We start from the raw sequence: 12,605 nt of genomic DNA on the forward strand, positions 1-12,605 counted from the left end.
GCAGACACACAGGAGTTACTAGAACATCATGGGCATCAGATTTTATGGTTACCGCCTTATAGCCCTGATTTGAATTCTATTGAAAAGACTTGGGCATGGATTAAGAAAAAGAGAAAAGAATGGCAAGAGGATTGTATTGATCGACTCTTTCAGATGTTTTTTCATTTTTGTATGAGTAATTAGATTGTTTGACTATAGTCAAAGTTGCGGTAAAGAATGCTGAACATTATGAAAAATTCTTAAGAAAAAAACTGTATTCAATTGCAGGTATTCGCCATACACGGTCAATTTTTGCGTTAAGACCTCTAAAAGTTGAAAATTCGACTGAGTTAACCCACTTCAACGATTAAAATCCTCATAGTTTCATAAAAATTTTCATTTATATTTCAAATATATAAATTACATTAAGTTTGAAATAAATACATTTAATATATTATTACTAAGTAAAATGTAATATATATAGTACAATTGTGTGACACAAATCACATTTATTGCGAATGCGTCACTCACTTTACCCGTTTAAATTATTTTTATTTCTTCTTATCTATGTTTCTTTGAGCTTGTCCATTGTTTCTGTAGAAGCATCTACAGACCTTATAAACAAACAAGTTATAAGCCAACGTGAATACGCTGTGCGTATGATATATAATGGCGAGGTGGATAACGGACTATTTCAACTTCATGCGCTGCTCAATCAGCACTCGACAGATCCGTACCTCCTTGCAGATTACTTTACTTTAAAATCTAAATACCAGCAATTAAGTATAGAAGATCTCCAATATATTCACTATATCAATCTAAGCACCTATCCAACTTACGCATATATTCCAACATTACAAGGCTTAAGAAATGCAAAGCAATTTGTACTCGCTAAACATCTTGCCGAACAAATGTATTCATATCACCCATCGAATGACCTTTTACTCATAAAAGCTGTTCTAAATGCCGAGTCTCAAAATTTTTCAGATGCGATCCAAGACTTACGTAAACTTGGTTTATCTCATCTAAGTATAGACCAACAAATTCAGTCTTCTTATGCTTGGAGAATTTCTCATCATGCTATAGAAAGCTTAAACCTCATTTATCCTCTTCATGAAAAAAATAAAAATAATCCACAAATTACGGAAGAATATCTCTATACCTTGATGGCTTTAGATAACTCATCTCAAGCATTACAAGTGATTGAACAATCATCTTTAAATAAAACACACCCCGAACTCTTACTGAATATTCAACTATCGGCATTTAATCAAGGTATTAATAATGCTTTTTCAAACTATAAATATTTATTGGATAAGGGCGAGTCTGAAAGTTTTAGCTTTCAATCTTTAGATAAAATACTGAATAATGCCGAGCAACTTAAATCATTATTAACACCTGAAAACCCTCAGTTTTTACCCTTTTACTATAACTATATTTATGCACTAGGCTTAAGAAAAAATTTCACAGCCGTTTTACGTTATGCTCATCAATTAAATAGATCTTTCCTTGAAATGCCTGCCTATGTTAGACATTCAATTGCAAATGCATATTTATATTTAAAACAGCCTGCTAAAGCTGAACCACTCTACCAGAGTTTGTTACTAGAGAAAAACTATGCAGACATCGAGGTTTACTCAGGTCTATATTACAGCTATTTAGAGCAAGAGAAGTACAAATCAGCAGATTTGCTCGCTCAACAAATAGATACACTCATTCCAACGTTTCGTTATAGCCATGCTAAGGGTGTAGACAAAACTACAGCACCTGATCGTTATGAATATATTAGTTTAAAAGGATTGAATTATGGATATCAGAATCATTTAAATCAGGCCGAACAGTATTTCTATAACATTCTTGAAAAGTCGCCAAATAATGAAGCTTATATTAACAACTTAGCTACTGTACAACGGTGGAGAGGCTTATTCATAGCATCTCAGCAAACCTTAGAACGTTTAAATGGAAAAAATAATACAGATAAAACAACTCGTATCAATGAACTGCAAAACTCACAAGCTATAGGAAATATTCAGTTATGGAAGCAACAGCTCAGCAGTTTGGCTTTACTCTACCCTGATGATACGGCTATTCAAGAAAGTGCTAAGGACTTTAAAACACGTCAAAAATTTACAATGAGTTATGCATCTAACTTCGGACTCAGTCAAAAATCATCTACCCAACGTCCTGAGCACTATCTAAGAGTGAACTCTCCATGGATCTATGACAATTATAGGTTATATACACAACATGCTACATTCACAAACAATGCACCACATCAACAATTCTTATCTAAGCAATCTGGTGCAGGTCTTGAATGGGCCTCAAAGCAAAAAAGTTTAAACTTAGGCATATTTCAGCAACGTGGTCAAAAAAATATTGGATTTAATTTAGAGTGGCAACAAGATCTCAGCGACTATTTTAAATATTTACTAAATTATAATAGTGCCACGACCACACTTCCTTATATGCGTGGACATCAATACGTCCTCAATACAGTATTCAGAACCAATGAGTCGCGTTCACTTTCAGTTGCATATCAATACATTCAACTTCCATATAGAAATCGTCAGCAAGATCTCTCTACAAACCTTACACAGCAACTATTTTCTTCAGCTCATCATCTGACTGAAGCACAAATAAAATTCTGTCTAAGTTCAAACCATATACAAAATATGCAGTTTTCAGATTCTGAGCACTCCTTATCAACACACGTTAATGTTCATCATGAATGGTTAACGTGGAGATCCTACGATCAAAAATTTACACAATTTTTAGACATAGGTTTTGGACAGTCTAATCAGAAATATCTCCGAACGAGAGCATCTTGGAATGCTCAATACTTACATGAATGGGCATTCGATCGTACTTGGCGCATCCAATATGGTTTTGGTTTCGCAGAATCCACTTTTAACGTTCAAGATAAAAATAGACTTTATGGTCTATTGGCATTACAAGGAAGCTTCTAATGAAACCATTAATTCTTGCGGCTATTTTCGGATTGCTGCCGCTTTGGGCTTACAGCAGTCAGCCAAGTCATATGGACGATCCTTATATTCTTGATCGCAATCAATCTATTTCATTTAATTTTCATGATGTCCGAGATGATGTCGAAAAATTTGGCGACAAAGATCCATATGCAGTCAATACAAAAAATTTAGTCGCATTTTTTGATTGGTTACACCGCTCACAATGGCATCCTATCCGTTTAGAAGATATTGACCAAGCAAGATTGGGGAAACGACCTTTACCCGCAAATGCAATTCTTCTTACATTTGACGATGGAACACTGAGTAACTACACCCATGTTTTTCCATTATTAAAGCAATATAAAATTCCTGCTGTTTTTGCAATTGTTACAAGTTGGATTGATAAAAGAAATCCTAATGGCGAAATAGCTTATGGTACAAATAACTTAATGTCTTGGCCGCAAATGAGAGAAATGCAAAACTCAGGATTGGTCGAATTTGCAAGTCATTCAGATAGTCTACATGAAGGTGTTTTATCCAACCCTCAAGGAAACCAACAACCTGCAGCGACAACTAGGCAATATTTATCTCATGAAAATCGTTATGAAACAGATATAGAATATAAAACACGCATTTTAAATGATTTACAAAAATCGAAAGCACGCCTCGATCAAGAATTAGGTATTCATGTAAAAACCATTATTTGGCCTTATGGTGCAGTTACCCCAGAATCAGAAAAAATTGCACAAGAAGCAGGATTACCATTTTCATTTAGTCTAGGAAAATCTGGCATTAATCATATTTCTGACGGCACACTTAAACGTATTTTGGTCACAAACAACTCAACTGCTGAAGAGCTTAAGCAAGAGCTATCTAACCTTATTGACTATCACGAAGATTTACTTATAGAGCAAGGTCACAGTATTTCACTTGGATTCGATGACCTTGTTGGCAAGACAGAGGATGAAAGTAACCAAAAATTAGGCATACTATTAAATAATATACAGGCTCTATCTATCAATCGTGTTTTTATTGATGTAATTAAGGACACGCCTCAGGGAGTTGTCAGTTTTTTTCCAAACCGTACACTACACGTTCAACAAGACTTACTCAACAGATTTATTTGGCAATCTAAAACACGCTTATTTATCAATACCTATGCTCATATTCCAATAAGCACGTTTAAGTCATCAGGTCAGCCTTTAATGCCTTTCATTGTCGATCTGATGAAAAATAATCCAAATATCTCAGGTTTAGATTTTGATATAGGTGAAACACTTTCCGAAATTGTAATGATGGATGAAAAAGCTCGTCAAAGTCACCCTCTATTAGAAGAAATCCAAAATATTCAGCGCTCTTCAGAGTATCACTCTAATGTAAGTATTGACTCAAAACTGTCACTTCACGGAAAACTAAACAAACAAGCTCTTCCATATTTAAAGCAAACTCTTCCCCAACTCATTATGAAGTTTGACTATATTCATCTCGATTTCGACCAGCCCGAGAATAAAGTTGAGATGGCCGAATACCTTTCACACTTAAAAGTGCTACCACAGGCCTGTAAAAATAAATTAATTATTCATATCAATATTAATAATTTAAAAAATGAAGAAGCATGGAAAAATGTACAGCATATTTTAAGAGAAACACAAAGAATTGGTATTCAAAATATTGGTATTCATACGTATACGTTAGCCAATGCAGCACGTGTACATCATCATTTATATAATCCTTTAAGCCAAAATATGAGCCCACTGACGTATAAAAATCCATTTTTAGAAGGAGTCAAACCATGATTCAATGGCTCGGATATTTATTTGATTTTGCATTCTTCTATCCATTACTCATGGCTTGGATTTGGATTGTTGGTGGTATATGGTTCTTTTTTAAACATGAAAAGACATCTAAGCCCATACCTCAGCCCACCTTAGATGGATGCAGTATTATTATTCCATGCTTTAATGAAGAATCTCAAATTCGAGACACTATAAAATATGCTGTACAAACGAGTTATCCAACATTTGAAGTTATTGCTGTGAATGATGGAAGTTCAGATCGTACTGCTCAAATTTTAGATGAACTTGAGCAAATTCACCCAAGACTTAGAGTTGTTCATTTAAGTGAAAATCAAGGTAAAGCGATTGCACTAAAATCAGGTGTGTTGGTTAGCCAATATGAGTATGTAATTTGTATTGACGGTGATGCGCTTTTACATCCGCATGCTGTGACATGGATGATGCAACCACTTACTTCAGGGGCACGTGTGGGTGCCGTCACTGGCAATCCACGTATTTTAAATCGTTCTAGCCTTTTAGGTAAACTCCAAGTTGGAGAATTTTCTTCTATTATTGGACTCATTAAACGTGCTCAACGAACATACGGAAGAGTATTTACAATTTCTGGTGTAATTGCAGGGTTTCGTAAAACTGCTTTAGCGCGTGTTGGTTTTTGGTCAGATGATAAAATTACTGAAGATATTGATATATCTTGGAAATTACAGTTTGATCATTGGGACATTCAATATGTTCCTCAGGCACTCTGCTATATCTATATGCCCGAAACATTCAAAGGATTGTGGAAACAAAGATTACGCTGGTCACAAGGCGGTGTCGAAGTGCTTAAAGATTATATTCAAAAAATCTTTAAATGGAGATTACGCCGTATGTGGCCTATCGCACTTGAAAGTCTTCTTAGTATTCTTTGGTCATATACAATACTATTTATTTTTATTCTATTTTTTATTGGCTTATATTTTAATCTCCCCGATGCTCTTTATATCAAAACACTTTTCCCAGAATGGTATGGAGCTCTGTTAGGTCTCACCTGCTTAATTCAATTTAGTATTAGTTTATGGATCGATAAACGCTATGATGGATCAAATCGTTTTATCAGAAATTATTTTTGGATTATCTGGTATCCCCTCTTTTTTTGGTTAATCATTACACTTACGACGATCGTTGCAACCCCTAAGACACTATTACAAAAAAAGAAGCGTGCTCGTTGGGTAAGTCCCGATCGAGGTTTCAATGGAGACAATAGCAATGCATAATCACCCAGATCAATCTCCACTCGACATTCCTAAATATATCGATAAACCACATTTCGTTAGAAATAAGCTTAGTGGATATGTGCTTCAGTGCTTAGGATGGCTGTGTTTTATGTTGCTTCTTTTTCCTTTAATAACTTTACTGTTATGGTTCTTTGAAATTAAAACCATTCAGCACTATATTTTTATTGATGGCCTAGTCGCAAAAAAAAATAATATTTTAAAAATTAGTTTAGCTATTCTCATTTGCTCTTCTACTTTAATCGGTTGGGCAAGTTATAACTGGCTACGATTTAGAAAAAATGAACGGCGCAAGAAACCAGAAAACATATCAAATGATGAGTTAGCAAGACAGTTCCATCTTAAAACCAATGAGATGGTATGTTTACAAAAACATTCGAATATCACATTAGAATACGATATGAACGGTGTTTTAGTTAAGTCACATTTAAACTAGGGGTTTAATAAATCTACCTGTTTTATTTGTATATCACTCATAATATGACCGTGTTCCAACAGTTGATTGAAATATTGCGCTACAACCTGTGCTTGTTGTGCAGTATTTTCTACTTTGTACATACGCTGTCTAAACTCATTACTTGAATGTAACCCCTTGGTATACCAAGCAATATGTTTTCTTGCAATCCGACATCCTGAATATTCACCATAAAACTCGTATAGTTCACTTAAATGGCCTAAAAGAACATCACGAACTTCTATAATTTCAGGTGCAGCGAGTTTTTCGCCTGTGCGTAAGTAGTGTGCAATTTCTCGGAATAGCCATGGTCGTCCTTGCGCTGCCCGACCAATCATAATTGCATCTGCTTTTGTTGCATCTAACACATATTTTGCTTTCTCAGGACTGTCAATATCTCCATTCGCAATTACAGGAATGTTAATTATTTTTTTAACTTCAGTAATTAAGTCATAGCGTGCCGTATTTAAATACATATCCTCACGCGTACGCCCATGTAGTGCCAAAGCTTGTATACCTGAATTTTCAGCACATTCTGCAACTCTTAAAATATTTTCATGTCCATTTAAAAAACCTAGTCGGGTTTTTAATGTTACAGGCACATCTACTGCATTTACCACAGTATCTAAAATACGTTTTACTAAGTCTTCATCTTTAAGTAATGCAGAACCAGCAAGTTTATTACACACTTTTTTTGCCGGACATCCCATATTTATATCGACAATTTGCGCCCCATTTGCCACCTGATAACGGGCAGCTTCAGCCAGCTCCAATGGGTCAGAGCCTGCAATTTGTGCAGATATTGGTGCAATTTCTCCATCAAAATTAGCCCGATATAAACTCTTTTTTGTCATTCGTAAGGTTTTATCTGCAGTCATCATTTCACTAACTGCATGACCTGCACCAAAGTATTTACATAATGTTCTAAAAGGTCTATCTGTTACACCTGCCATCGGTGCAACCCAAATCTTCTTATCTATTGATCTATCAAACAATTCTCTAATTACATTGTTTTTACTCAATTTTTAAAACCTCTTAAAATCATATTGCAAACTCAGCGTAATACTAACAAATATTGTGTCAAAGCAGTGATATATTATTTATAGCTCACTGTTATGTTTAATTGATCATAACAGTTACTACTCTCTGCATAGAATTGTACATATTCTATGATCTTTATCTATGTTTCACTTCTAGACATGAAATTAAGTCAGGAAAACAAAAGTGAAATATATTACAAATGGCTGGATAAATGGATTTATTGGCGTTCTCATCTTTGCAGGTTCACTTCCTGCAACACGTATAGCCGTTAAAGATTTTTCACCAATTTTTCTAACCAGTATGCGGGCAACAATTGCTGCATTTTTAGCAATTTTCCTACTTATTATTTTAAAACAACCTCAACCCAAAACAAGTGACTTCCCTTCCCTTATTATAACTAGTCTAGGTGTTGTAATAGGTTTTCCATTATTTACAGCTTTAGCTTTAAAACATGTAACTTCAGCTCACTCAATTGTCTTTGTCGGTTTACTCCCACTTTCGACAGCAATTTTCGCAGTAATACGCGGAGGTGAACGCCCAAAAACTTTATTTTGGCTATTCTCTCTTTTGGGTGCAATGTTTGTAGCAGGCTACTCATTTTTAGCCAGTAATAGTACGTCTTTAAATAGCGATTTACTCATGCTAATGGCAATTATTTTATGTGGCTTAGGTTATGCAGACGGTGCACGCCTTTCTCGTACGCTAGGCGGATGGCAAGTCATCAGTTGGTCACTTTTAATATCACTTCCGATTATGTTACCTATAGCTATAATTACCATGCCTAAATCATTCGAATATGTATCAGTATCTTCTTGGATTGGCTTAGCATATGTATCAATTTTTAGCATGCTAATTGGTTTTATTTTTTGGTATCGAGGATTAGCTCAAGGAGGAATTGCTGCTATTAGTCAGCTTCAGCTATTCCAACCATTTATAGGGCTTGGAGTTGCGAGTGTGCTTCTCAATGAGTCTATAAGTTGGACAATGTTATTGGTAACTATAGCTGCTGTTATATGTGTAGTTGGCGCAAAAAATTATGCCAGATAAAAAGCTATAACTTCAGAAGATCTGTATAGATCTTTTGAAGTTAAAATTAAGTCGATCATTTTAAAAAACCATGATAATCATTTAAACCAATTTTTTAATATTTAGAATTAATAGTTATATTTATTTAACACTCATTGACAATAAAATTATTAAAATAATAATAATTATCATCTTAACATTAAATATATTATCATATATAAAACAAAAACTTAAAATTAACATTTAGTAAAATAAATACAACCAAGGTATTATTTTATTTTTTAACTTTATAAACTATATTTACTCAACGGATCCATAATCCCTCAAGCCGATTTATTTTTATAAATCGGCTTTTATGTTTTATTTTTCAGTTAAAGAATGAACTGCTTCGGAAATATTATATTCTCCTTGTATTATTTCAATAATTTTTCTTTTTAATTGTGGTGTCTCAATAATACTTACAATAGTTTGTGCTACATCCTCTCTTGTAATCGTACCATATGGAAGTGCTACACCAGCTTCTATACGGCCACAGTCCCTATATCATTTACCAAGGTACCTGGTCTAAGAACAATCCAATCTAATTGTGTTTTTGTTAGAAAATATTCAGATTTTTTCTTTACCTGCATATAGTTTTCAAAGTTATCTCCTAAATCTTTGGTTCTTCCTGCTTCAGGAAATGCGGATACAAGAATAAGTTTTCTTATGCCTGCCTTTTCTGCTGCTAATGCTGTTATTTCCAATCCGTTGCCATCAACTAAATTTGTCGCTTCTTGTCCACCTTTTCCCCCAGCTCCCGCAGCAAATACAACAATGTCGGCCTGACTTATCTTTAATATGTCTTTGAGTGAATCAGGAGAGCTTTTTGTTAAATCTGCAAATACAGGTCTTGCACCTAACTCCTCAAGTTCGGCCTTTTGGGAAGTATCTCTATACATTGCAGTGACCGCTACATTTCTTTGATGCAACTTTTGAATTACTTTTCTTGCGACTTGGCCAGATCCACCTACAATAAATACATGACTCATTTTGACTCCTATTACTCAGGTAATGTGGCTACAGGTTGGTCAACATCTACTTTAGTCCCTGAAAAATTCTGTTTTATATATTCTTTTACAAAAGACTCATGATAGAGTTGGCCTAATTTCTTAATTCCTGCATCACCTATTTTTTCTTTATTTACAACCAAGACATTAATATTTTGTGCTGTCTTATCACTTACATTTTCATGAATAAGTGATTGTGTCAATACATTCAAGTGACTGTCTAAAGCAACCGTATTACCTATAGCTGCCAAATCTACATCTGAAAGAACACGGGGGATCGTTGACCCTTGTATTTCTTTAAATACTAAATGTTTAGGATTATCAATAATATCGGAAATATTCCCTCGAATAGAATTAAATTTTTCTGATAATGTAATTAAATGAGCTTGCTCAAGTAGTCTCAGTGCACGTGCAGTATTTGCAGCATCATTGGGAATAGCAACAATTGCACCATCAGGAATATCATTTAAATGATGATATTTATTTGAATAAAGTCCCATTGGTTCTAAATATGTTGTTGCAATTGCAGCCAATTGATGATGATTAATTTCATTAAAAGCCTTTAAATATCCCCAAGATTGGAACGCATTTACATCGACTTCTTTATCAACTGTTGCCTGATTTAATGCAACACCATCATTAATTTCTTTGACATGAATATCTAGACCTGCTTTTTTTGCTTGTTCAGATTGTGCAATATATTTCCAAATTTGGGCATCCGAGCCCGTTGAGCCAACAGTAACACCTTGAGTATTTATATTCTCTTTGGAATTTGTTTGTTTTAAATAACTTGAGCAACTCGTAATTAGAAATACAGTAATAACAATACCAATTAACCATCTAATGTTTTTCATATAAATCACCACGTTCTTTATTTAAATTTTTATAAATATTGGGATAAAACTTCTTAGTCACATTTACATGAGATCGAAGTCGACTTTTCATATTATTTTCAGCAACATTTTTCAGAAGTGGATTATTTGGATCACTCGTAGTGCCGTTTGCTAATAGTTTTAACTCTGGTGGCAACGCTAGAACTGGGAGATCACCTGAAAAAATATTCGGGGAAATAAAATATGCAATTGCATAACGATCTTTATTTTTAGGAGAGATGACACGATGCGTATTTGCTACAAGATAACCATCAGTTGCTAGCTCTAATGTCTCACCGATATTGATAACGAAAGCATTTTCAACATAAGGGACATCTACCCATACATTCTCAGAAAGAACTTGTAATCCGCCTACTTCATCTTGTAATAAGAGTGTCAGAATATTTGTATCTTTGTGTGCCCCTACACCTTGATTTTGTGAGTCAGATGCCATTTTGGGATAATGAATCAGCTTTAAAGACTCGTTTGGTTGATTTAAAATAAACTGATCTAATACATTTTCTTTTACACCTAATGCCAGCATAAAAGCATGAATCAAATCTATAGATATTCTGCGACTATCTGACAACCAATTTTCCACTACATTTCGAAAATTTGGCCACCCTTGAGGCCATTGATTTGGGCCTTGCAATCTTGTCCAAATCGGAAGATCTGATGTCAATGGAATTGAGTCTAACTCTGCACCAATATCAATTTGTTCTCTTGAGTCAGGCGCATTTTGTGTATATTCACCATTTATTTGAGTATAGCCACGAAAATGAGGTGAATTTTCAATAGAAATTGCATCTTTTTCTTTTTGTTCTAGTGCAAAAAATAAATGTGTATTTTTTTTTATTTCATCTATACGCTTTTGGTCTAAACCATGACCTATTAAATAAAAGAAACCAATATGTCGCGCCAAATATCTCAACTCTTTTAGAAAGATATGTCGTTCTTCTATATTATAAAATTTTCTCATATCTAAAATAGGTAACTTATTTTTATCGTACATTTAAACGTATCTCATATAAAATCTTCTACCATGAGATTACATCTAATATTTTTTTCAATTAAATAATAAAATATAGATTACTTATTCTTTTTATACATTTATTTAACTATTTTTTTCAGATGCTTATTACTTAAAATCATAACTTAAAATGAGCATTTTTCCATTTCGAATATATAAACTAACTCATCAATAATTGCTCTTACTCTAGGTGTTTTATAAGTATCTTTATGCAAAGCTAACCAAACCTCATAATCGTTTTTTCTTTTTTTCTCAGGCCAAATCCGTATAAGTTTCTGTTTATTGGCAATATATGTTGGCAACTCCCCTATACCTACACCTAAATGAACTAAGTTTGCCAATATAAGACTTGAATTTACTCTAGAGATCACTTGTGATGCTCGAATAGGCTCACCAACAACTGTATTTATGTCTAAATTACTTGTTATACCTTCCTGATACGCCACAATAAAGTGGTTGTCTATGGTATTAGGCATTCCATGATCTATTAGATATTTTTCAGATGCATATAACCCCACTTCCCAACTTGCCAAATGACGTACGATAAAATCAGATTCTGTGGCTCTATATGTACGAATTGAAATATCAATTTCAGATTTATCTAGACTGAGCGTATCTATAGTTGTAATCAATTCAACCTTAAGATGAGGGTATTTTTCCTTAAGTGTAACAAGCATGGGCGCTATGAAGTCGACAGCCAAGCTATCCGTTGTACTAATTTTAACAATACCTGCAACCTGCTCTTTAGACTGATGAATAGTACGATCTAAAGCATGGATTTGATCTTGTATCGTATTTATATACGGTAAAATCCCAATCATATCGGTTGTAGGTTGTACACCATTTCTAGAGCGAACGAATAATTTCATATTCAACTCTGCTTCTATTTCATTTAAATATCTCCCAAGCGTCGCCTGATCTACATCTATAGTCAAACAATCAAAAATATAAGACAATTTAAAAATGAGTTATTCAGAACATTTTAGACGAAAAGTGATAGCGAAGCTTGAGGAAGGATATTCCATACGAGCGGTATCGACACAATTTGAAATTGATAAAAATACAATTTTGAGCTGGAAAAAACGAATTGAGGTTAAAAGAACTCGCCCACGCAAACCTTTTAA

12 protein-coding genes and 1 pseudogene are annotated in these 12,605 nt (G+C 34.1%); 8 read left to right on the top strand and 5 right to left on the bottom strand.

Features of this window, described 5'->3' with window-relative positions; all coding sequences use genetic code 11:
- The 6 genes and pseudogenes from I2F23_RS12805 to pgaD all read left to right on the top strand — a co-directional run.
- The coding region (locus tag I2F23_RS12805) for a transposase (RefSeq protein ID WP_195772328.1) at positions 1–183 on the top strand (183 nt) is incomplete at its 5' end.
- A gap of 11 nt (positions 184–194) precedes the next feature.
- A pseudogene (locus I2F23_RS12810) lies at positions 195–350 on the top strand (Lrp/AsnC ligand binding domain-containing protein); the annotation flags it as partial.
- Between the two features lie 210 nt (positions 351–560).
- A complete protein-coding gene (locus I2F23_RS12815; protein ID WP_195772976.1) occupies positions 561–2,945 on the top strand; it encodes a PgaA family protein in 2,385 nt (794 codons plus the stop codon).
- A complete protein-coding gene (pgaB, locus tag I2F23_RS12820; protein ID WP_195772977.1) occupies positions 2,945–4,741 on the top strand; it encodes a poly-beta-1,6-N-acetyl-D-glucosamine N-deacetylase PgaB in 1,797 nt (598 codons plus the stop codon). Before I2F23_RS12815 ends, pgaB begins: the two co-directional genes overlap by 1 nt.
- Complete coding sequence (gene pgaC / locus I2F23_RS12825) at positions 4,738–5,994, top strand: poly-beta-1,6-N-acetyl-D-glucosamine synthase (protein WP_195772978.1); 1,257 nt, start codon at positions 4,738–4,740, stop codon at positions 5,992–5,994. Before pgaB ends, pgaC begins: the two co-directional genes overlap by 4 nt.
- Positions 5,987–6,448 (top strand): poly-beta-1,6-N-acetyl-D-glucosamine biosynthesis protein PgaD, encoded by a 462-nt coding sequence (gene pgaD, locus I2F23_RS12830; protein WP_228284826.1) that lies wholly within the window; start codon positions 5,987–5,989, stop codon positions 6,446–6,448. The genes pgaC and pgaD overlap by 8 nt, the downstream gene beginning before the upstream one ends.
- On the opposite strand, the gene dusB is transcribed toward pgaD, so the two are convergent.
- Positions 6,445–7,461 carry a tRNA dihydrouridine synthase DusB gene (gene dusB / locus I2F23_RS12835; RefSeq protein ID WP_266096411.1) on the bottom strand — a complete coding sequence of 339 codons (1,017 nt, stop codon included), beginning with the start codon at positions 7,459–7,461 and terminating at the stop codon, positions 6,445–6,447. The two genes, pgaD and dusB, sit on opposite strands and share 4 nt — an antisense overlap.
- 229 nt (positions 7,462–7,690) lie before the next feature.
- On the opposite strand from dusB, the gene I2F23_RS12840 reads away from it, so the two are divergent.
- Complete coding sequence (locus I2F23_RS12840) at positions 7,691–8,554, top strand: DMT family transporter (RefSeq protein WP_195772981.1); 864 nt, start codon at positions 7,691–7,693, stop codon at positions 8,552–8,554.
- 500 nt (positions 8,555–9,054) lie between these two features.
- Here I2F23_RS12840 and I2F23_RS12845 read toward each other — a convergent pair whose 3' ends face one another.
- The 4 genes from I2F23_RS12845 to I2F23_RS12860 all read right to left on the bottom strand — a co-directional run bounded on the left by I2F23_RS12845 (position 9,055) and on the right by I2F23_RS12860 (position 12,350).
- Positions 9,055–9,561, bottom strand: a complete 507-nt coding sequence (locus tag I2F23_RS12845; protein WP_213014732.1) for an NAD(P)-binding oxidoreductase — start codon at positions 9,559–9,561, stop codon at positions 9,055–9,057.
- 11 nt (positions 9,562–9,572) lie between these two features.
- A complete protein-coding gene (locus I2F23_RS12850) occupies positions 9,573–10,433 on the bottom strand; it encodes a MetQ/NlpA family ABC transporter substrate-binding protein (RefSeq protein ID WP_195772982.1) in 861 nt (286 codons plus the stop codon).
- Positions 10,420–11,463: an isopenicillin N synthase family dioxygenase gene (locus I2F23_RS12855; protein WP_195772983.1), complete on the bottom strand. Its 1,044-nt coding sequence runs from the start codon at positions 11,461–11,463 to the stop codon at positions 10,420–10,422. Before I2F23_RS12855 ends, I2F23_RS12850 begins: the two co-directional genes overlap by 14 nt.
- A 143-nt stretch (positions 11,464–11,606) precedes the next feature.
- Positions 11,607–12,350, bottom strand: a complete 744-nt coding sequence (locus I2F23_RS12860; RefSeq protein WP_195772984.1) for a LysR family transcriptional regulator — start codon at positions 12,348–12,350, stop codon at positions 11,607–11,609.
- A gap of 94 nt (positions 12,351–12,444) precedes the next feature.
- On the opposite strand from I2F23_RS12860, the gene I2F23_RS12865 reads away from it, so the two are divergent.
- Positions 12,445–12,605 (top strand): helix-turn-helix domain-containing protein (locus tag I2F23_RS12865; RefSeq protein WP_213014676.1); only part of this gene is annotated, 161 nt, incomplete at its 3' end.

This window comes from Acinetobacter pollinis (genome assembly GCF_015627175.1).
Taxonomy (GTDB): domain Bacteria; phylum Pseudomonadota; class Gammaproteobacteria; order Pseudomonadales; family Moraxellaceae; genus Acinetobacter; species Acinetobacter pollinis.